Here is a 21041-nt window from a genome sequence, read left to right on the forward strand (position 1 = left end):
CAAGGCCCGATGTTACGGAAACGGATCACATAAAGCGATCCGCCCCGCCGGACGCTTCCACCGTGTGCCCGGTGACGAAATTATTGCGGGCCGACAGCAAAAAGGCGGCAATGTCGGCAATATCCTCCGGCTGGCCAAAATGGCCAACCGGGGTTCTCTCCCGGCCCAGCCGCGCGATGATCTCCTCATCGCCGCTCCCTTTGAGCTCCGGCCTGCGCGCCCGGACGCCGGGCAGCATATTATGCGCCCAGTTCTCGGTGGCCACCGCGCCCACGCCGATGGCATTCACCAGAATACCGTCGGCGGCGACATCTAGCGCCAGGCTGCGCGTCAGGTTATTGATGGCGGCGCTCAGCGCGTGAGACACCGTCAGCGGCGGATTGGGAAAAATGCCGCCGATGGAGGAAATATTCACGATACGGCCCCACCGGCGCTGCTGCATGCCGGGGATAACCTCGCGGCAAAATCGTCGCATCGCCGAAAATTTCACTTCCGTCATGCTGTGCCAATCCTCCTCCGAGGTGGTAAGCAAGGTGCCGGTGTGCGCCCGCCCGGCATTGTTGACCAGTAAATCGATGCCGGCGAAATGGCGCAGCGCCTCGCTGACGACCGCGCGGGGAAATGCCGGCTCGGCCACGTCGCCGGCAATGGCCAGGGTTTTCACCCCATATTTATTTTCCAGCGTTTGGGCGGCGGACAGCAATCGCTGTGCGTTTCTCGCCACCATGACGAGATGCACGCCATTATCAGCCAGCTCGGCACAGATACTAAAACCGATACCGGTACTGGCGCCGCTCACCAAAGCCACCTTGCCCGCAATCTTCAAATCCATCATTTTTCCTTATTAAAATCCGTCCGCGGGCAGTAGCGCAGGCGATGCCAATCATCGCCTTTACCAGGGCCAGCGGTTACCGAGATAGTCCAGATAATGGTGCCGCCCCGAATCGCGATAGCGTTCAATTACCCTGGCCATGCCGTTCACGCTGGCAGCAACGTCGATTTCCGCGTCAACAGCGCCGTCCAGGGTGCCCATTGTGGTGGCACCCAGCCCGGATGAATGGACAAAACGCTATGGCTCAGTTCCCTGATATGGGCATAAATACCTCTTGCCGGAATTTTGAGAGCGGCTTTACTGGTCCTGTATAACTCCAGACCGAGCCCTGCTTCAACATTTTTTTCAATGCTGCCGCGATGTGAGGACATAAACGCCATGGCGCCCCGGGGTTTCAGGTAGGGCAATGAGGTGGGGATTCCCATGAAGGGTATGGAAATCACTCCGATTTTTAAAGCGATAAATGTTTATTATCTCTTTCACTATAATGACTTAACTACTCCATAAATTTCTATCTACGCTTTGTGTGTTTAGCGACGCCTATGGCCGGAGAATGAGTCCCGAGGCCGGGTCGGCAGACGGTGCAATATATCCCCGGTGAATGGCTTCGGGTGAATCGCTAAATACAAACAGAGCTGAGAGTTCTTCAGTGCCAAACATTCGATGGACTTAAAAGAGGAAATATATGGATATCTCCCCAACCTCAACCCTTTCTCCAAACACAGTAAATACAATTGACCACGACAATAGACAAAATATAGACATTTTCAACCAGTGGGACACTTGGGCTAAGCAGGCTCCAGAAGGCGGCTCGGAACAGCGCGACACAGCGGTAAAACGCCTGCGCGATTGTATGGAACGGGGCGCCACCTATTTGAATTTGAACTGTCTGCATCTTTCAAGCCTGCCGGATGAACTGCCCCCGAGCGTGCTGAATCTAAAGGCCAGCGGCAACGCTTTCACCTCCCTGCCCAAAGAACTGCCGCCGGGTCTCGAGGAATTAGATGTTGATAATACACCCTTGGAGGAACTGTCGGGCAATCTGCCGCCGACATTGCATCACCTCCATTTAAGCGGTACCAAGCTGCAAACCATTCCTGACAGCCTGCCGCCGGAATTGAAGTCGCTGCATCTGGATAACACTCCTATGGATAGCCTGCCCGCCATGCCGGATGGCCTGCAAGCGCTATTTGCCGGCGGGACCAAACTGACCGGCCTGACAGGCCCGCTGCCCCCCGGGCTGAAGGCGTTGCGCCTAGACGGTACCCAGATATCCAGCCTGTCGCCGAACGCTCTGCCTGCAGGCTTGGAAGTTCTCAGCATGAGCGGCTCGCCATTGACCAGCCTGCCCACGCTGCCTTCATCATTAACAAACCTGAATGTGAACAACACTCAAGTGAGCGAACTTCCGATGCCTTTGCCCGCGGGTCTTCAGATTTTGCAAGCCAACAATACCCAACTGGCGGCTTTGCCCGCCAATTTATCAGCCACGTTGAAGCTGTACATTGCCAATACTCCGCTGGCAGGCTTGATTGAGAAGCTGTACCCCGGCGTTTTGCAGGCCGGTGGAGCCTTGTCCTTGAGTATGCTACCGGGGGGCGTGCTGGCAACAGGGATTATCGGCGGGTTCATCGGCAACGGAACGGCGGGTGGAACAGCCGGCAGTACGATAATCGGCGGAGCTACCGGCGGCGCGCTGGCCGGGGCAGTGCCCGGCAATCCGATCACCGGCGGAGTGGTTGACGGCGCGCTGGCAGGGGCAGTACCCGGTAATCCGATAATCAGCAGAGTTGCTGCCGACACGATACCAGCCGGCTTGCCGGAGGCTGTGGCGCCCGGCGGCGAGACCGGGGAGGGCGCCATTGATGGTGCAATAGACGGCGGCGTGCCGGCCGGCGTGGTAACCGGCAACGCAATGGGGGAGAGCTCTCCCGCAGACACAATAGTTAACGGCGTGGCAGAGGGGACTGTTTCCGAGGCCGAGGCGACCAGCGAGGTCGCGTAAAGCGCATATCCGTTGCTGCGAAAGTGTCGGGGGGCTTGCGCCCCCTTTTCCCATCTCAGCTATCCTATACGCCAGGGTAAAAGAGGCGAGCCGGCTTGGGCCGGTCAGTCAGTGGTAAACCTTTGCCAGACGTTGCCGATATCCCTGAAGCGTTCAATGGTAAAAATGATATCAAAATAAACCTGGAAAAAAACGTCATCCGTTCTCTCTTCATCGAATAGGTATTCGGTTAACAATTCTCGCAGGGCCGATTCCGTTTCCCGGCCGATGTCAAAATCAATAATGAATTCATGCAAAGGCCGTTCTCCTAGGATCAATTTGGCTAAATCGGTCTGTATGCTGGGTATATAGGGTAAGCTAGCGGACGGCGGATCGCCTGCGCGTGAGCGTTTTTGCCGGAGAGCCCGGAATTTTCTTCGTAAGTGCGCCAGATAAGCGATAAAGTCATGGAGATGGGTGTGCATGGTGATAATGCTTTGCAACTGAGTATTGTGCCGGGCGTAAACGTAACGGTTTTTATTGCCGGCGTCGTCGGCGCCCATAGGCCGGTAGGTGGTAAACCAGGAAGGATGCCTTCGTTCGATGGCTTGACTGATATAATAGGGATAGGCTTTAATTTGAACCTGCAGTTCATTCGCCAGAACTTGCGCCATGGAATACTTGCCGCCAAATCCGCTAAAACAAGAGTAAAGATCGATATGTTTTAATTGAGACAGATTATACACCTCAGGCTTGCTCAACATCAGGCCGCGGACTACATGGGAGAACTCGGTGGCGTCCATGTAATTAACATTGAACGGCATGCCATGTACCTTGATTTGAATATGGCTTTTTAGCCCGCCCATGGGGATAATTTCCCAATGTTCACCCAGTAATGACTCTTCCCTTGACACAGGGACCCATTTCTCAACCGGTTCCGGGTCATCGCCTTTTACGGCCAGAATTTTTTTCTTCATAAGGGGCGATGCGATCGTTGAGGATGTTTCCTCAACCCCTTTTACATTACCGGTTATAACGCTCAATTCCATATCATTATGCCTGAGCTTTAAGTTTACGCCTCGAAATATGCCTAGTTCCTCAGCCACGAGAATGGCCGGATGATCGGGTAACCGGGGATCAAAAAAAGTATTGTCCGCGCTGGCGAAACGCCCATTGCCGATACTGACCTGGGAATGCATCAGTAGGCCCTTTTGATCATAAAACAGTACCAATTTGCCCGGATTAATGCGGGTGAGGATGTCAAGGTTCGGCACCAGCAAGCCAGAGTCCAGAATAGTGCCGGCCGGCAGGATGCTGGATTTGGAAACAGTCAAATGATTTAAAAGCGCTTCCGCCTGTTCAGCATCAATATGGTTTGCCTCTGCTAAAATCTTGGGCGGAAGGGCTTCAAAGGGCGTTTTTCCATAAAGCCTTCTGATAGCCTTCCGGCAAATAACACGAAATGAAGGCGTATCCACGGAGAAAATAGGATATTTCATTTTTAGTGCGTATTGACTATTTTGGAGTACCGTGCTTTGATACCACGCCGGCTCTCTGATCAAATAACTGTCCTCGGTTGTCGCGGATGGCGATAAGTCTTTATTTTGTGAAAACTGCAAGGCATCTTTAATATCGCTGTAATCTTTGTATTTTATCAAAGCAAACTCTGGTGGTACGTCGTTTTTGTATTTTCGTAACCATTCTTGTTCTGAATATACCTGGGAATTACTGTTATTTAAATTCTTTGGTGGTCTGATTGCCTGCAGGTCAATAATATAAGCATTCTTACCGATGATATATTTTATTAAAAAATGATTTATAGGATTGTTATCCCATTTGTCGACCCAGAAATTGATTGCCCGATAACTGATAGCGGTCTCGAATTTGGCAGGGAGACTGTAAAATTCATGAATCATGAGATCTTGTAGCGTGGTATAGCCTCCTCGCGAAAAAACATCGTCTTTTGGGACGTTACCCGTTAGACGGTCGGCCAGTGCCAAGAGAATATCATCCTTGCTGAAATGCGAAGATAACATATCATTCAGGAAATATTCATTTTCAGTCATAAAAAAGGTCAGTATCTTTTGGCACTGTTCCGAATGAAAATCTTCGTCTGCTGACGGCATTTGCAAGGAGACCGCGCTTTCAAATCGAATATCCGGTATGACGTTTTGTGTCGCCAGGGGGGAGAACTGGTCTAAAATCATAGGGGATTCGATGCCTACGTCTATCGGGCTGATTTCCCAATTATCTTTACCGTGCGGCACAACCGCTATGGCAGTGCCCATAATATCGTCGTTGTTGGGATCCAGTACTCGCCAAACTTCTTTTATCTCATCGCGCTGTACTTGGAATATGTCATCTCTATCCTTTATATAATGCCGGGTATTTTTAATTAATGCACTGTCCGTATAGATGCCATCCCAAAGGGGTTTTAATTTATCGGGGCCGATCTTCATACTCCATTCTTTTCGCAAATTTTGCTGAAAAAATTTTTGTGCCTTGGTACGGGAGTTGACGAATTGTATGTTTTTCTTTATACCATTATAACATAGCGTTGGTAAATTACCCACGCCTCTTACGGTTAAAGGCAATGGATTGATAAATTTCAAGAGATCGCCTGAAATTTTCTTTGCTGATGAAAAAGACATCTGTGGTGCCAATTTTATGAATTCACCGATAAAAAACTGTTTTAACATGTGCTTGGGGATATTTTGATCTTTTGCCGATTTGAGTATCATTGCTATAAAATTTTGCGGAATTCTGCTCAATGAAATTCCCGTGGGAATAAGAGCTATTATGAGATCAAATATATCAAAAACGACGTCTTCGAATTTCAACGTCATATCGTTATCCTGCCAATAACGCTCGATAGTCCGATAAAATGGAATATGCATTGTAATAAAATCAATCCACGTCGGCCTCAATAAAGAGGTTTTCAATCCCATACTAACTTCCAACAATGTTTTAAAATTCAGTGTATCAATGAAGCTTCGCAGGTTTTGTTCGAGATCGATTTCCTTAAAAGCCGCAAAGGTGATTTCAGGCGTTGGGTTGGAGTAATCATTTTCTTCCGGCGTAACCAGTAACATATCCAAAGGGTTATCACGGTCGTCTGGCTGGTTTAAAAAAAACAGCAGCTGCAACTCGCTCATACTAACTGAAAATTTGGCGCGGCTTCTCGCTTGCAGCCCATTAGGGGCGCTCTTCCATTGAGACATAAGCCTTGAGATCAACTCAGTACTATAAAGCTCGTCAATGATGGAAATATAGGTGAAATCCGCTAAGGTAGAAATAAGGACCAGCCTGTCAGTCTTTGTTTTAACGATAGACAGGAAACCCAGGTTAGTCACGGGTATCGATACGCTAGGGGCATTGGCCAAGGTGTTTTGTAAATATTTTCGAGAATAAACCTTGAAAGTATAGGCCTCTTGGGGGGGGTAAAGGAGATCATAATAGCCTATAAGGGAATTCTTAATGGCGAAAAAACTTTTGAACTTTGATTCTTTATTAATCGTAAGTATTTTATAATAAATGAATTGATCATAATAATCACGCTTATCATCAAATTCACTGGAAGGTTTTAACGTATACAGGCTGGAAAATGTTGCCTTACCGGCCATGTTGAGCTCTGCGGCAATATTGTTCTCTTGCTCAATAAATTGACGGGCGACGTTCAGAGCATGAACATCAAGCAGTCGATGAGACACTTTTTCTGCTTTGATCTTTGATATATACCAATAAGCTGATGCCCATAGCAACAAAATGATATACCCTTGGTCAATCATGTTCTTGTAATATATCAGGCGCGAATCATAATCGTCATTCTCAAAATCTATTGGCGCAAACTGAGCTACCGCGGCGAACTTTGCTTCGGTTATTCGCTGTTCTTCAGTTTCCACCACAATGAACCTGTTTTCTTGTAATATATTCTTTACGATTTTATTAAAGTCCATTTGAAAAGATATTAAAATATCAGAATAAATAAAAGACATTTTGTCTTTTATTAGTTGTGAAGTGTGGTCGTTATTCCATGTTGCCGGCATACGTGTGTATATATTTCTATTTAAGCTGAGATGTATAATGTCTTGAAATAATTTCTTAGCCTGGTAAAATGGCTTGATATTTACCTCATACCACTGATGCTGCTCCATTTCTGGATCGTCGGTTATTCTGAGCAGTTCGATAACTTTTAGCGTTATACCTAAAATGGAGCCATGTTCGGTGCGTAGGCTCAAATAATTGGTAATTTCGCTTGTAAACGTGTTTAAAAATTCAATTTCATCAATTTCATGCTCCGGTACATCAAATAGCACATTGAATTTTGATAATTCGCCAGGGATGAGAAGGTTTTCGCCTTGTAAACTAACGCCATTTTCTCTGGTAAAATCATATAATTTGTAGAAATATCTTTTTTTGATTAAATTGTCAATTCTTTCATTGTTTTCCTGCAATAACGACTTCAGTAATTGCATGTCGTTCTTGTAAAGGATTCGCTCCAGGACGGTAAACCCTGGAACGACATAAAGCTCATTGCAATAATCAAGCTTGGCGTGTTCCATCAATAGCAACGTTTTATAATACTTTACATATTTTTCTTTTTGCTCATAAATAACATTTTTATATAACATATGTATATTGTTTTTCGCTTCAGAAAATGTGACGCCTTTTTTATACTCTATTGTTTCATAAATTCTCTCCTTGTCTGGATCATCATGTAAAAACATTAATTTATCAATATCAAGCTTGAGAAAATTTCTTATTTTAATCTGACTTTTTTCATACTTATTTATCGCATCGCGGGTAGCCACGCTGGCTTGTTGTCTTTCCTTGCATTCATTAATGATTTTTTCAATTTTTCCTTTTAGCAAGATAAGATGAACACATTTAGTCTCTTTTGCGTATATATTACCTTTATCAAAAATATCTTGGACTTTTTCCCCTACATATTTATCAAAAGACAATAGCATGTCGAGAGATTCGGAAGCGGAGCCGGTGCTTAGTTGAAACACGGACAACACATGCTCTAATTCCCGCTGAGCGTCATGATGGGGCATGGAGATCCGGGTTTTGATTTCATCGATAACCACGGTCAACGTTTTATGGACAAGAAAGTACTGTTCGTCGTAAGGCTCGCCCGGGGATGGATTGCATCCGTTGAGCATGGGGACAGGCGTAATTTCATCATTGATGAGATCTTTAATGTCATTGGGCCACTCCTCTTCAAAAACATCATTCTGGTCTACCGGTGTCTCCTGCGCAGCCGCCCCGGGCAGGGTAAAGGCCTTGAGCAGGTTATCGACGGGCCCCGCAAGTATATTTTTCCAAACCGTCAATAAAGGGATCCAAGACCTGCCGGCGAACTGTAGCGTGGCGAACAATGACGTGGTTTCTGTCTGGCGGCGAGGATAACCTCCCGGATGACCGTCGGTCTCGCGCAAAGGTGAACCGTATTGTAGCGCAGGCTGGCAATACGCCGTGCTTAAGCCGGCCCAGGCCAGCATCAATGAACAGCCTAAGTTGTAATGATTGACGCTGCTTGGCGGCAAATGATAGATCTCGCCGTCGGAAATTATCATCTTGCCTGAAAGGTTCCCCACGTATATTTCCCGGCCGCTGGGTAGGGCAACGATTTTGGTAAATACCGAACGTCTTTTTTCTTCAAAATGCAGTGTGATATATTTGCTTCCATGCGTTCTTAGCAGGCTATCGGGATGGCGATTTAACTCTTCTACGCAGGAAAATAATCTATCCGCTTTTATCTCTTCCGCATCGAGATGTTGAGAGACATTATTTGGGGAGCAGGATGCTATGTTATTAAACGACTTTTTTTTGCCGTATGCTACATAAGCGTTGCCGACGCTGCTTTTTGCTATGGATGGCTGTGTTAACCGAGTTTCGACGAGTTGCTGCAGGGGGATAGCGGTGGTTGGGTAAGCGCTGTTGGCGCATGAGAGGCTTTTCATTTTCCTGACTCCTATAAATATATGATTAATACATTTTTTATTTCCAATTATTAATGGTAGATATTTGCTTGAAGTGATATATTTCTTCGGCAAAGTTTATTCTTTTATAAGGAAAAATAGTTTTTACATTATTATTTTGCGGAAAATTTAATTTTTTTCTAAAGAATGTATTCGGTATTTAATTGTTAATTTTTAAATAATATACCGAATGGAATCAATTATTTCTGGAGCAGTATTTAATTTTCGTAGCTTAGGAAAGCTGGTTATAAACATTACCGGTTGAGAGTAATTTTGTCTGCTTAATTAAGGTATGTTGGGGTTAACAACATGATGAATCCGCTTCATCGTACGGCCTTCTCCACGCAGAGAAGGCCATGCAGACCGCGGCGTTTTTACCGGCCGCCGCGATTTACCGCAAGGCGGCCAGCAATCAATAGGCCGCGACTTTATTTAATACGCGCACCAGCTGAGTAACGAAGCCGTATTCGTTATCGTACCAGGCGACGGTCTTCACCAACTGCAGATCGCCTACCTCTGAGACTTCGGTTTGGGTGGCATCAAAAACCGACCCGAAATGAGTGCCGACAATATCGGAAGAGACGATTTCTTCTTCGGTATAGCCGAATGATTCATTGCCTTCGGCGGCTTTTTTCATCGCTGCATTCACTTCATCGACGGTGACCTTTTTATCCAGTACCGAAACCAGCTCGGTGACGGAACCGGTGAGGTTCGGCACGCGCTGGGCATGCCCTTTCAACTTGCCCTGGAGTTCAGGGATAACCAGGCCGATGGCTTTAGCCGCCCCGGTGGTGTGGGGGATAATGTTTTGCGCCGCCGCGCGCGAGGCACGCAAATCCTTGCCCCGCGGTCCGTCAACCAGCGACTGGGTGCCGGTGTATGCGTGGATGGTAGTCATGGTACCGATTTTGACGCCGAAACTGTCATTGAGGACCTTGGCCATGGGCGCCAGGCAGTTTGTGGTGCAGGATGCCACGGAAAGGAAGGTGTCCTCAGCGGTGATGGTGTCGCAATTCACGTTGAAAACGATGGTTTTCATATTGCCGGCAGGGGCTGAAATCAGCACTTTCTTCGCGCCCCCGTCTAAATGGGCCTGTGCTTTTTCCTCTGATGCGTAAAAGCCGGTGGATTCCACCACAATCTCGACGCCAAGCGTGCCCCAGGGGATATTTTTTGCCTCTTTTTCGGCATAGACGGCGATTTTCTTGTCGTTGACGATGATGGCGTTATCGGTGTAATCCACCGTGCCGTGGAAGTCACGGTAGCTTGAATCGTGCTTTAATAAATAGGCCAGAACCTTGGGCGAGGTAAGGTCGTTAATGGCAACGATCTCCACGTCGCTGTTGGTTTCCAGAATCCGGCGCAACACCAGACGTCCGATACGGCCGAAACCATTGATACCGATCTTTTTCATAACCTACTCCTCATAAACAAGATATGTCAGTATAGATAAATGCTTTTCATGAGCAAGCCTGCACGCTGTTATATAAGACATTACTAAGATAGCTAAGGATTAGCCAGAGGGGAGAGGGATAAAGCGCAAGAAACGTGCGTTGAGGTGTATTATCGTTATGAATTATATTGGATTTTATAATCGGAAAATTATGTTTCCCACGGTTTTGCCCGTGAGTTTTCACCAATAGGATGATGAACGACGAGGCTGGCGCTTCTTCAAGGGGTAATCATTGTACGGGGTAGACAACAGGATATCCGGGGTGCGAGTGTATTCACGGGTCGCCGGCTCAAAAATCCTGCGCTGGGTCAACCAGGCAGGAAATTCGGGTGGCGCCGCATTCCGGATAAGACTCACGGCCAACCATGACGCTTATGCCTTGGCGTTATTTTCCTTATTTGTCTGCAGTTCTGGATAAAGCGTTACCAGCGCCTTGCCCAGATTAGCTATATAGGGGAATTCTTGTGAGACAGCATCAATTGTCTCGCTGGTTAGCGATGATAACTTTTCATTTTTCAAGCAATCAAGCAAATGATGGATACTTAAGGCGCACATAAACCTGGCGTTGCCGCTCTGGGTTTTGATAATGCTATCTGCGGCTTCCAAGATACATCGAAGGGATTTATGAGCTGTGATCTGCTCATTGAATAAATTTCGGGGAAAAATGAGTTTGTCTATGGCTTTAAATCTGTAAGTCGGATCCGGACCCTGTTGGAAGACAATCGTCTTGCTAGGCTCCATTGCATGAAGGCCTGTATTAATTTTATAAAGAAGGTTATGCAAACGAGGAAAAATATTCTCATCGGAAAAGGACGGAAACGCTATCATGATCTCTTTATGACTTCTACCAGAAAAAAAGTCTTTGTGGATATTATTGCCCACCGCCAGTTTCTCATTAAGCAAAGCAATGACACTGGCGCTGTCATTATCAGGCTTTACGAGCAGTTCATGATAAAATCCCCTTTCTTTCGGCTTAAGGCTTTTGATATCGTAATTGCCTTCCTGCAATGAGCGCTCAAGCTCGCCGTAGGCGCGCATAGGAGGTTCAATGTTGTCGGATAAAATTGATTCACGTAAATTCGTATAATCGTCTTTTCCCAAATAAAAAAATATTTTTTCAATAATTTGAGGCGCTATTAACGTCAGTTCAATAAGAACATTTTTCACGCGGATGAAGCCGATATCCGCGATTTTTTGCGTCTCGCTCTGATTGTTAAAAATGGTATGGTGCGCGGCGCTGGTCGCTTGAATGCAGGGAATCATAATGGTGTCCTAAATAAATAAACGTGAATTAACAGGATACGCGTTTTTTTATTTAAGTTTTCTAAACAAACGCTTAAATAATAACTTTTTTACTTTGACAATGGTTGAATAACATAAACATGGTGAAATAATTATATTGTAATTATTAGTTTACTTATTTGTAGTAATATTCATCTGTTTTAGTGTTGCTATATCAATAGGCAACGAGATCGGCAGCGCCTCGCGCCGATGTCATCCAGCCTGTCCGGCAGCCGGGTGGCCAGAAAGGACTCCGCCTCCTCCGGAGGCCGGGTATAATGGCGTCACACCGGCGGAACGGTTTCCGTCCATTGCCACAGGAGTTCGATGATGAAAGTCGCCATGGGTCAGTTTATGGTCGCCCGCGAATGGCAGGCCAATGCCGAAACCTGTATCGCCCTGATGAACCAGGCGCGTCAGGGCGGCGCCGATTTGCTGGTTTTGCCGGAAGGCGTGCTGGCGCGGGATATCGCCGATCCCGATCTGGTGCTTAAAGCGGCGCAGCCGCTGGACGGTCCGTTTGTCACGCAGCTGCTGGCCGCCAGTCGCGGCAACGGCATGACCACCATGATGAGCGTGCATGTTCCCGCGCCGGGGGGAAAGGCCTGGAACCTGTTGATTGCGCTGCGCAACGGCGAAATTATCGCCGGTTACCGCAAGTTGCACTTATATGATGCTTTTTCCATGCAGGAGTCTGACAACGTCACCCCCGGCAACGAGGTGCCGCCGCTGGTGGAGGTGGCCGGAATGCGCGTGGGGCTAATGACCTGTTACGACGTGCGGTTCCCCGAGCTGGCACGGCGGCTGGCGCTGGACGGCGCCGATGTGCTGGTGCTGCCCTCCGCCTGGGTTAAAGGGCCGCTAAAAGAGATGCATTGGGAAGTGCTGGTGACCGCCCGGGCGCTGGAGAACACCTGTTATGTGGTGGCGGTGGGGGAATGCGGCCCGCGCAATATCGGCTGTAGCCTGACGGTGGATCCGCTGGGCGTCGCCATCGCCCGTGGGGCGGAAGCGCCGGCGCTGGTGTTTGCCTGTCTCGATGCCGCGCGTATTGCGCATGCGCGGCATCATCTGCCGGTGTTGGAAAACCGCCGTTTTTCTCCTCCGCGGCTCAATGCTGAATAAACCAGGGAGCAATTGATGAAAAAAATGATAATGGCAACGATGATGGCCTTGTGCAGCGTCGGCGCGTACGGAGCTGACCCGCTGCCGGTGCCGAAAATGGATCAGGCGCTGCATGACCAGTTGCCGGACGGGATTAAACAGTCCGGCCGCATGATTTCGGTGAATAACGGTTCCTTCCCGCCTTATGAAATCGTTACCGGTTCTCATTCCGAGGATGGCGCCAGCGCGGATTTGGCCGTGGCGCTGGGGTAATTGCTGGGTATTAAAATCGAAGACGCCTCGGTCAGCGGTTTATCGGGGCTGTTAAGCGGTATTCAGTCCGGCCGTTATCAACTGGCCATCGGCCCCATTGGGGATTATCCCGATCGCCAGCCGAAAAACGATTTTATCGATTTTGTGAAAGAGTATGTGGTGTTCGCGGTACCCAAGGGAAATCCCGCGGGCATCAACGGCCTGGAAGATACCTGCGGCAAGCGTATCGCCGTCATGGCCGGCGGCTCCGCCGAACAGGTCATTCGCCGCCAGTCCGCGGCCTGTACCGGCGCCGGCAAGCCGGCGGTCACCGTCCAGTCCTTCACCGATCAGCCTTCCTCTATACTGGCGGTTCGTTCAAAGCGCCCCGATGCCTTTTTCTCATCCCAGGCGCCGCTGGTCTATTTTGTCCAGCAATCCCACGGCCAGCTGGAGCTGACCGGCACCGGCAAAGCCAACGGTTTTGGGGATATTTACCAGGGCACGGTGGTGCCGAAGAATTCCGCTTTAAGTAAAGTGATGCTGGCGGCGTACCAGAAGCTTTTTGACGACGGCACCTATGCCGCCATTATGAAAAAATGGCATCTGGAAGGAAACCAGCTTCCGGCGCCGGGGGTCAATCTGGCGAAAGGAGCGGCTAAATGAAACGGGCCGCCGCCGCGACAGCTTCCGATGAGTCACCGGAGTGGCGGCTGCGCGATGTCGCCGGCGCTCACCATTCACCGGGCTACGGACGCTGGCTGTCTTGGGTTGTGGTACTGGTCATCGCGCTGAATATGCTCTGGGTGTTGTGCACTAACGCCAATTTCGAATGGAACGTGGTAGCGCAGTGGTTTACCGAGGCGAGTATCATCCATGGACTGGGGGTAACCCTCGGCCTGACCCTGGTTTCCATTGCCATCGGGATGGCGTTGGGGTTGGCGCTGGCGGTGGCGCGGCTGTCGAACAGTCGGCTGTTGCAGTGGCTGTCGGGACTGTATATCTGGTTTTTTCGCGGTACGCCGCTGCTGGTGCAATTGATTTTCTGGTATAACCTGTCCACCCTGTTTCCCACTCTTTCCCTCGGCATTCCCGTCACCGGCCCCTTCTTTGCCCACTGGAACACTAACGATCTGATCACGCCGCTGACGGCGGCTATCGCCGGCCTGGCGCTGAACGAGGCGGCCTATATGGCGGAGATTATCCGCGCCGGTTTGCTCTCGGTTGACAGCGGCCAAATGGAGACCGCCCAGGCGTTTGGCATGGGTCACGCACGGGCCCTGCGGCGCATCGTTATTCCCCAGGCCATGCGCGCGATTATTCCCCCCACCGGCAACCAGCTTATCAGCATGATCAAGGCCACTTCCCTTGTCAGCGTTATCGCCATGGGAGATTTGCTCTATTCCGCCCAGGCGGTGTATAACCGCACGTTTGAAATTATCCCCATGCTTATGGTGGAGGTGATTTGGTATTTGATTATCACCACGGTACTCAACGTGGCGCAATCGGCCATTGAACGTTATTACGCCCGTGGCACCCGCCGCCAGCAAACGGCGCCGGCGCCGGCGGCCGGCAAGGAGGAGAACGGCGATGAATGACCAGCCTCTGGTGCGAGCGCGCAACGTGCATAAGAATTACGGCAATCACGAGGTGCTTAAAGGCATCGATCTGGATGTCTATCCCGGCGAGGTGGTGGTCATCCTCGGGCCGTCCGGCTCCGGTAAGTCCACCTTTTTGCGCTGTATCAATCACCTGGAGGAAATGAACCAGGGGACGATTATGATAGGGGATCAGCAGATAGGCTATGAGCTGCGGCGGGGCAAGCTCTATCATCTGCCGCCTAAGCGGATAGCCCGGCAGCGCCGTGATATCGGTATGGTCTTCCAGCAATTCAATCTTTATCCACATATGACGGTGTTGCAGAATATCATCGAGGCGCCGGTAGGAGTGCACGGGCACAGCCGAGGCGAAGCGGAGCGGTATGCCCATGAATTATTGCGCACCGTGGGGCTGAGCGATAAGGCCGATGCCTACCCGCGTCATCTCTCCGGCGGCCAGCAGCAGCGGGTGGCCATAGCCCGCGCCCTGGCCATCCGTCCCAAACTGATGCTGTTTGACGAGCCGACCTCGGCGCTGGATCCGGAACTGGTGGGGGAGGTGCTCTCCACCATGCGCAACCTGGCCGAACAGGGATTGACCATGGTGGTGGTGACCCATGAGATCGGTTTTGCCCGTGAGGCGGCGGATCGGGTGGTGTTCATGGATGGCGGCAACATCATTGAGCAGGGCAGCCCCGACGATGTGCTGGTGCACCCGCGGCACGCCCGCACCCGCGCTTTCCTGAGCCGGTTTATCTGAACCGCCGCCGCCGTGCATACGCCTTAACGTCCCCCCATGCGGCGGCCATGGCGCTCGGGAACGAGCGTCGCCATCGCGCCTCTCCCCGTTAATTTCCCGGCGAGTTTACCTGCAAAACCCCTTCCATTAACCGCCTGCGGACAGGGCGCTTATCTAAAGCGCTGTGTCCGGTACCGCACTGCATTTATTTCGTGACACGCCTCTGACTTTTATCACAATGGGACAGAGGGTATCTAGACATATCGTAATTGTGGATATATCTATATTGAACCGACTTACATACAAACCTCTTATGGTTCTGCCGCCGCAGGCGCTGAACCTACCGGCGGGAGAGAAGAATGGACTTGGGGATCAGGGGGAGAAAGGCTTTTATCTGCGGTTCATCCCAGGGGCTGGGGCTGGCGTGCGCCCGTTCGCTGGCCGCTGAAGGGGTGGATGTCATCCTCAATGGCCGTGACGGGAACAAGCTGGCGGAGGTGGCCCGGCTGCTGCGCCGGGACTTTCCGGCGATAAGCGTAGCGCATATCGCCGCAGACCTCGGCTCCCCGGCGGGGCGTTCCGTCATCCTGTCCGCGCTGCCTGAGGCGGATATCCTGGTTACCAATAACGGCGGTCCGCCGCCGGGAGAGCTCAGGGACTGGGACGAAGACGCCCTGCGCGCCGTCATGGAAGCCAACTTCATCCCCGCCGTGCAGCTTATCCGCGCTTATCTGCCCGGTATGCAGCAACGGGGTTTTGGCCGGGTGATTAACATCACGTCGGCCATGGTCAAATCCCCGCACTACATGATGGGCCTGTCCACTTCGGCCCGCACCGCCCTGACCGCCATGTGCAAAGCCATCAGCCATGAAGTGGCGGCGGATAATGTGACCATCAACAACCTGTTGCCCGAACGGATCGATACCCCGCGCCAGGAATTCATGTTGCAACGGCTGATGGATAAAGAGGGCATCGACCGGGAAGAAGCGCGCCGACGCAACGCCCGGTCCATTGCCGCCAGGCGTTATGGCCGGCCTGAGGAATTCGGCGCTGCCTGCGCTTTTTTATGCAGCCGGCAGGCGTCTTTTATCTCCGGCCAGAACCTGCAGTTGGACGGCGGCTCCTACGGCGGCCTGATTTGAATCAGGTTGTCTTTTTTGAACCAGGGGAACAGCACCATGACCTATGACCACGATGACAGCCGCGCCGGACTGCTGGCCTTTGAAAAACAGCGGCAGCGGGCGCTGGTGGCCGGCGATATCGCCGCCCTGGCCCCCATGCTGGCGGATGATCTGGTGCATGTGCACAGCACCGGCATGGTACACGGCAAACAGCAGCTATTGGAGCATGTGCGGCGAATGGGGGGATTTGTGTCCATTGACCGGGACGATCCGCAAATCCGCCTGGAAGGAGGGGTGGCTATTCTCACCGGCGATACCCGCAATCGCGTCCGCTCCCTTAAGACCGGCGAAGTGATGACCCGTTTCGGCTTCCTGACCCTGGTATTGCGCCGTTCGGCCCCGGGCTGGCAGATAGTGTTATCGCAGCTCACGCCGCATCAGCCTTGAGCCGGCATATTTTTTAATAGAGGGAAATACCATGAAACTTGCGCGTTTTACTGAGAATGGACGAACCCGTATCGGTAAAGTGGACGGCGAATGGGTTATCGATCTGTCGGGCATCGAAGGCGTAGGCGACTCCATGCGCCGCTTGCTTACCGATCTGCCGCGGCTGCGTCCGGCGTTGCAGAAGGCTCAAGCGCCGGCCTTTGCGCTGTCAGCGGTACGTCTAGAGGCGCCCGTTAACGACCCGCAGAAGTTCCTTGGCATCGGCATGAATTACCGCAAGCACGCCGAAGAGGCCCGCCTTGCCGGCATTCCCATTCCTGAAAGCCAGCTGTGGTTCAACAAGCAAGTCTCCTGCATCAACGGGCCTTTCGATCCGGTGGTGAAACCCGGCGCCAGCGACAAGGTGGACTACGAAATCGAGCTGGGGGTAGTGATCGGCCGCCGTTGCCGCCACGTCAAGGCCGGCGACGCGGCGGCGGTTATCGCCGGCTATCTTGTTGTCAACGATGTCTCGGCGCGGGACTGGCTGCACAGGTCGCCCACCTTCACCCTGGGGAAATCCTTCGATACTCACGGACCCATCGGCCCCTGGCTGACTACCGCCGACGAGGTGGCGGACCCTATGGCCCTTGAGATGAAACTCACCGTCAACGGCGAACTGCGCCAGCAATCCGGCACCGGCGATATGATCTACGACATTTATCAGCAGATTGAATACCTGTCCACGGTGATGACCCTGGAGCCGGGGGATATTTTAACCACCGGCACGCCGTCCGGTATCGGCGCGCCTACCGGCACCTTTCTAAAACAAGGTGATGTGATGCGCCTGGAGATTGAAGGCTTGGGATTTATAGAGAATTTTGTGGCGGCGGAATCCGCTTGGGAATAAACAACAACCCGTGGGCGGAACCCGCCCGGCATCAGTAAGATGCAAGGAGCTTTCATGGTCAGCCAGAATTTTCGTGATTACCTGATGCCGGACGATTCGCCGCGTATCGCCGCCGCCCGCGGCGTCGATGTATACACCTACGGCGAGCGGATGCTGGCCACGGAAAAAGCCAGGAACCTTATGGCGCACTGGCAGGGCTTGTTGAACGAGACCTTCCGCGGCATTACCGCCGACGGACGCGTGCGGCCGGACCTGTTTGAATTAAGGGATGAGGGTTTTGCGGCGCAAGGGGCGGTGGCCGCCGCCGAGGCGCTGCTGGCTACCCTCAATGATAGCCAGCGCACGCGAATCCTCCATCCCATCGATGCTCGGGAGTGGCGGGCCTGGTACAACCCGGAAATCCCCTTTAATGATTTCGGGGTGCGTCTGGAATTCACCTCTCGACGAACGCAGGAGGCATTTTGGGGCCTGCTGCAAAGCTGCACCAGCGCGAGGGGCTTTGAGAAGGTACGGCAATTAATGGACGCCAACCATTTCTTGGGGGAACTCTACGATCTTAACAACATCATGAACCGCTGGAGTTTCCACTTCATGATTTTCGGCGAGCCCTCCGCCTCGCGGCCCTGGGGATGGAGCATCTATGGCCACCATGTGGCTTTCTGCTGCTTTATTTTGGGCCGCCAGCTGGTGATAGCCCCCACGTTCATGGGGGTGGAGCCCAACGTCATCGATCGGGGCGACGGCTCCGACTGTACTCTTTTTACCGAGGAGGAGCGCCTGGGACTTGCGCTGATGCAGTCCCTGAGCCGGGACCAGCAGGAGCGGGCCACCGTCTACAGGCTAATGGAAGACCCGGCCATGCCGCCGGATCGCTTCAACTTTGCCGACCAGCGCCACCTGGGGGGCGCCTTCCAGGATAACCGGATTATTCCCCTGGAAGGGATCTGCGCGGCGGAATTCAATGCCGGACAGCGCCGCAAGCTGCTGGCGGCCATGGAAACTTTTCTCGACTTCCTGCCGGATGGCCCTCGGGCCGCGCGTTTGGCGCTGATAAACACCTACCTGGATAAAACATGGTGGAGTTGGATCGGCGGATGCCGGGATGACGACGTTTTTTATTACCGCATCCAGAGTCCCGTGGTGATGCTGGAGTTTGACCACCACAGCGGCATGTGGCTGACCAACCAAGAGCCGGCCAGGTTCCATATTCATACCATTACCCGCATCCCCAACGGCAACGACTACGGCAAGGCCTTGCTGTCCCGTTACCGAGGATGATCCCAGGCCGGGACGGCCTGAAATTCAATGCCGTACCGGACGACGCCGTTTTGTCCGGATAACAACTATAAGGGAAAACCCAGTTTCCATAACGAAGCTGGCGGCTTCCCCATGCCGCAAAAAGACCGGGCAGTAATGAAGAAATGAATGCTGAAAATCACCAAAACCACCATTAACGAGGTTCAGGCAATGGAGATTAAAAGAGTATCCAAGGTTGCGGCATTGATTATATTTCCTCTGGCACTGTTTTGCGGTCGTTGTTTTGCCGAGGCGTCACCCCCCACGACAGAAGCTGATTCCTTTGGCGACTGGTTATCCCAAGGATCGCTGTATGGCGAGGGGAAGACCATGACTTTTTTCCAGGAATACGGCAGCAGCGAGATGTCAAACAGGAGAACCCATTCTTTCGGCGGTGATATTCAATATCAAAGCCCCGCGTTCCAGGGATTCAGTTTCGGTCTGGCGGGGTATGGGGCCTATAACCTGGGCTTGAATCCGTCGGACACCGCCCAGGTGGAACCTTACCTGCCGTCGGATAATGTCACCGTGCTGGGCAAGGCCTACCTCCGTTATCAGGGCTATGGCCTGGATCTGAAGGCCGGCCGCATGAATCTGGATACCCCCTTTGCCAACAGCGGGCAGGGGTGGACCATGATCCCGGCCCTTTATCAGGGGCTTGGCGGCAGCTACAGCCTGCCCATCAATCCGGACATTAAATTCTATGGCTATCGAATTTATCGCTTCAAGCCTTTTAGCGCCGATTACTTTGGCCGGGGGGATACCGGGTCGCCGGAAATCACGGATACCAGCATCCCTTCAGTGGACAGTAATGGCTTTACCACCCTGGGGCTGCGCTATGGACAGCTCTATCATGCCAAGGCCGAAGCCTGGTATTACAACTTCGACAAACGCGCCCAGCTGGCCTTCGCCGGCGCCGAAATCCCGGTGCAAAGCCTGAAAGTCGGTTCCTGGACGCCCTATTGGGGCGCCCAATATGTTCATGAATGGGATGCCTCGGATCAGGCATTTCCCTACGAGAACATTGATACCAGTCTTTATTCGGCCAGGATAGGAGCGCGATCGGGCAGCCATGATGTCTATTTTGTCGCCAGCCGGGTGCCTGAAAGGGACGGCGCCTTCCTGAACGGCGGCTTTTTCGCGCCCTACACCTTCGGTATCTACGACAATACGCCGTTGGAAAGCGGACAGCCCCTGGTGTCCATGGTCACCGTTAACCAGCCCGGAACCGCCCTGGCGTTACGCTACGCCTACCATACCCGTCAAGCCCTGGCGGTACTGGGCGTGACCCGGCTGGAGCTGAAGGATTCCCCCGGCATCTATTACCCGCTGCCGGCCATGAACGTCAATGCCGCCTTTATGATCCTCGGCTACAACATCACCGAACGGCTGCATCTGGAGTTCGAATATGACATCGTCCATTCGCCCAACGAAGTCACGGGTAATTACCGTTCCGAGCGTTTGAGGCTGGTATATAAATTCGGCAAGATGATGTCCGAGGGCGATTACTGACGCCCGCACCGGTTCCGCTTGCGCCGCGGTTTATTTTCATCGGGGGGAAGCGGAGCCTTTTGCACTGGAGGAAAGCGAGTATGCCGAGAAGACAAAGTATTTATGTGGACGGGTTTCCCCATGCCAACCCCATTCCCGCCGCCTGCCGGGTCGAACAGATGCTTTATTCCGCGGTGATTTACGGTCGGGACCCGCAGACCCAGGAAGTGCCGGCGGATGCGGACCGGCAGTGCGCCCTGATGTTCGGGCACGTGCGCGCCATCGTTGAGGCGGCGGGGGGCGGCCTGGAAGATATCGTTAAGGTCACCCTGTGGATGCAGGACAAATCCCAGCGAGACATCGTCAACCGCCACTGGGAACAACTGTTTCCCGACCCTCAATCGCGTCCGGCGCGCCATGCCCTGGACGGTACTTTTACCGGCAATATCAGGTTCCAATGTGATTTTATCGCGGTGCTGGCCCGCTGAGCTATCGTCAAACAAGGGAGTGAAATCTCGAAAAATGACTGAAAAGGCTATAACAAGGTATACACAGCCTTTAGATATATTT

The 21041-nt window shown here is 52.0% G+C and carries 15 protein-coding genes and 1 pseudogene; 11 read left to right on the forward strand and 5 right to left on the reverse strand.

Features of this window, described 5'->3' with window-relative positions:
* Positions 1 to 25 precede the first annotated feature (25 nt).
* Positions 26 to 835, reverse strand: a complete 810-nt coding sequence (locus tag ACL2XJ_RS18240; RefSeq protein ID WP_413724030.1) for an SDR family NAD(P)-dependent oxidoreductase — start codon at positions 833 to 835, stop codon at positions 26 to 28.
* Positions 836 to 892: 57 nt separating this feature from the next.
* A complete protein-coding gene (locus tag ACL2XJ_RS18245) occupies positions 893 to 1033 on the reverse strand; it encodes a hypothetical protein (protein ID WP_413724031.1) in 141 nt (46 codons plus the stop codon).
* 484 nt (positions 1034 to 1517) lie between these two features.
* On the opposite strand from ACL2XJ_RS18245, the gene ACL2XJ_RS18250 reads away from it, so the two are divergent.
* Positions 1518 to 2837: a hypothetical protein gene (locus tag ACL2XJ_RS18250; protein WP_413724032.1), complete on the forward strand. Its 1320-nt coding sequence runs from the start codon at positions 1518 to 1520 to the stop codon at positions 2835 to 2837.
* A gap of 104 nt (positions 2838 to 2941) precedes the next feature.
* On the opposite strand, the gene ACL2XJ_RS18255 is transcribed toward ACL2XJ_RS18250, so the two are convergent.
* From ACL2XJ_RS18255 to ACL2XJ_RS18265, 3 genes are all read right to left on the reverse strand, one after another.
* Positions 2942 to 8782: a hypothetical protein gene (locus tag ACL2XJ_RS18255; RefSeq protein WP_413724033.1), complete on the reverse strand. Its 5841-nt coding sequence runs from the start codon at positions 8780 to 8782 to the stop codon at positions 2942 to 2944.
* Between the two features lie 430 nt (positions 8783 to 9212).
* A complete protein-coding gene (gap, locus tag ACL2XJ_RS18260) occupies positions 9213 to 10214 on the reverse strand; it encodes a type I glyceraldehyde-3-phosphate dehydrogenase (RefSeq protein ID WP_132922231.1) in 1002 nt (333 codons plus the stop codon).
* Positions 10215 to 10625: 411 nt separating this feature from the next.
* A complete protein-coding gene (locus ACL2XJ_RS18265; RefSeq protein WP_413724034.1) occupies positions 10626 to 11516 on the reverse strand; it encodes a hypothetical protein in 891 nt (296 codons plus the stop codon).
* A 348-nt stretch (positions 11517 to 11864) separates the two neighbouring features.
* Here ACL2XJ_RS18265 and ACL2XJ_RS18270 point away from each other — a divergent pair, with 348 nt between their 5' ends.
* The 10 genes and pseudogenes from ACL2XJ_RS18270 to ACL2XJ_RS18315 all read left to right on the forward strand — a co-directional run bounded on the left by ACL2XJ_RS18270 (position 11865) and on the right by ACL2XJ_RS18315 (position 20959).
* Positions 11865 to 12659 carry a deaminated glutathione amidase gene (locus ACL2XJ_RS18270; protein WP_413726915.1) on the forward strand — a complete coding sequence of 265 codons (795 nt, stop codon included), beginning with the start codon at positions 11865 to 11867 and terminating at the stop codon, positions 12657 to 12659.
* 15 nt (positions 12660 to 12674) lie between these two features.
* A pseudogene (locus ACL2XJ_RS18275) lies at positions 12675 to 13556 on the forward strand (ABC transporter substrate-binding protein).
* A complete protein-coding gene (locus ACL2XJ_RS18280; RefSeq protein WP_413724035.1) occupies positions 13553 to 14488 on the forward strand; it encodes an amino acid ABC transporter permease in 936 nt (311 codons plus the stop codon). Before ACL2XJ_RS18275 ends, ACL2XJ_RS18280 begins: the two are co-directional and overlap by 4 nt.
* Positions 14481 to 15248: an amino acid ABC transporter ATP-binding protein gene (locus ACL2XJ_RS18285; protein WP_132922226.1), complete on the forward strand. Its 768-nt coding sequence runs from the start codon at positions 14481 to 14483 to the stop codon at positions 15246 to 15248. Before ACL2XJ_RS18280 ends, ACL2XJ_RS18285 begins: the two co-directional genes overlap by 8 nt.
* Before the next feature lie 338 nt (positions 15249 to 15586).
* Positions 15587 to 16369 carry an SDR family oxidoreductase gene (locus ACL2XJ_RS18290; protein WP_413724036.1) on the forward strand — a complete coding sequence of 261 codons (783 nt, stop codon included), beginning with the start codon at positions 15587 to 15589 and terminating at the stop codon, positions 16367 to 16369.
* 36 nt (positions 16370 to 16405) lie between these two features.
* Positions 16406 to 16795: a nuclear transport factor 2 family protein gene (locus ACL2XJ_RS18295; RefSeq protein ID WP_413724037.1), complete on the forward strand. Its 390-nt coding sequence runs from the start codon at positions 16406 to 16408 to the stop codon at positions 16793 to 16795.
* 31 nt (positions 16796 to 16826) lie between these two features.
* A complete protein-coding gene (locus ACL2XJ_RS18300; RefSeq protein WP_413724038.1) occupies positions 16827 to 17684 on the forward strand; it encodes a fumarylacetoacetate hydrolase family protein in 858 nt (285 codons plus the stop codon).
* Positions 17685 to 17738: 54 nt separating this feature from the next.
* Positions 17739 to 18962: a DUF3500 domain-containing protein gene (locus ACL2XJ_RS18305; RefSeq protein WP_413724039.1), complete on the forward strand. Its 1224-nt coding sequence runs from the start codon at positions 17739 to 17741 to the stop codon at positions 18960 to 18962.
* A 147-nt stretch (positions 18963 to 19109) separates the two neighbouring features.
* Complete coding sequence (locus ACL2XJ_RS18310) at positions 19110 to 20492, forward strand: hypothetical protein (RefSeq protein ID WP_413724040.1); 1383 nt, start codon at positions 19110 to 19112, stop codon at positions 20490 to 20492.
* Positions 20493 to 20572: 80 nt separating this feature from the next.
* Complete coding sequence (locus tag ACL2XJ_RS18315; protein ID WP_413724041.1) at positions 20573 to 20959, forward strand: RidA family protein; 387 nt, start codon at positions 20573 to 20575, stop codon at positions 20957 to 20959.
* Positions 20960 to 21041: the final 82 nt, after the last annotated feature.

The organism is Sodalis sp. RH16 (genome assembly GCF_047324245.1).
GTDB classification, from domain to species: domain Bacteria; phylum Pseudomonadota; class Gammaproteobacteria; order Enterobacterales; family Enterobacteriaceae; genus Acerihabitans; species Acerihabitans ligni.

What these genes read in the sequence shown, in the direction of transcription:
- ACL2XJ_RS18240 (WP_413724030.1), bottom strand. Translation starts at nt 835, where the DNA reads ATGATGGATTTGAAGATTGCGGGCAAGGTGGCTTTGGTGAGCGGCGCC.
- ACL2XJ_RS18245 (WP_413724031.1), bottom strand. Translation starts at nt 1,033, where the DNA reads ATGGGCACCCTGGACGGCGCTGTTGACGCGGAAATCGACGTTGCTGCC.
- ACL2XJ_RS18250 (WP_413724032.1), top strand. Translation starts at nt 1,518, where the DNA reads ATGGATATCTCCCCAACCTCAACCCTTTCTCCAAACACAGTAAATACA.
- ACL2XJ_RS18255 (WP_413724033.1), bottom strand. Translation starts at nt 8,782, where the DNA reads ATGAAAAGCCTCTCATGCGCCAACAGCGCTTACCCAACCACCGCTATC.
- gap (WP_132922231.1), bottom strand. Translation starts at nt 10,214, where the DNA reads ATGAAAAAGATCGGTATCAATGGTTTCGGCCGTATCGGACGTCTGGTG.
- ACL2XJ_RS18265 (WP_413724034.1), bottom strand. Translation starts at nt 11,516, where the DNA reads ATGATTCCCTGCATTCAAGCGACCAGCGCCGCGCACCATACCATTTTT.
- ACL2XJ_RS18270 (WP_413726915.1), top strand. Translation starts at nt 11,865, where the DNA reads ATGAAAGTCGCCATGGGTCAGTTTATGGTCGCCCGCGAATGGCAGGCC.
- ACL2XJ_RS18280 (WP_413724035.1), top strand. Translation starts at nt 13,553, where the DNA reads ATGAAACGGGCCGCCGCCGCGACAGCTTCCGATGAGTCACCGGAGTGG.
- ACL2XJ_RS18285 (WP_132922226.1), top strand. Translation starts at nt 14,481, where the DNA reads ATGAATGACCAGCCTCTGGTGCGAGCGCGCAACGTGCATAAGAATTAC.
- ACL2XJ_RS18290 (WP_413724036.1), top strand. Translation starts at nt 15,587, where the DNA reads ATGGACTTGGGGATCAGGGGGAGAAAGGCTTTTATCTGCGGTTCATCC.
- ACL2XJ_RS18295 (WP_413724037.1), top strand. Translation starts at nt 16,406, where the DNA reads ATGACCTATGACCACGATGACAGCCGCGCCGGACTGCTGGCCTTTGAA.
- ACL2XJ_RS18300 (WP_413724038.1), top strand. Translation starts at nt 16,827, where the DNA reads ATGAAACTTGCGCGTTTTACTGAGAATGGACGAACCCGTATCGGTAAA.
- ACL2XJ_RS18305 (WP_413724039.1), top strand. Translation starts at nt 17,739, where the DNA reads ATGGTCAGCCAGAATTTTCGTGATTACCTGATGCCGGACGATTCGCCG.
- ACL2XJ_RS18310 (WP_413724040.1), top strand. Translation starts at nt 19,110, where the DNA reads ATGCTGAAAATCACCAAAACCACCATTAACGAGGTTCAGGCAATGGAG.
- ACL2XJ_RS18315 (WP_413724041.1), top strand. Translation starts at nt 20,573, where the DNA reads ATGCCGAGAAGACAAAGTATTTATGTGGACGGGTTTCCCCATGCCAAC.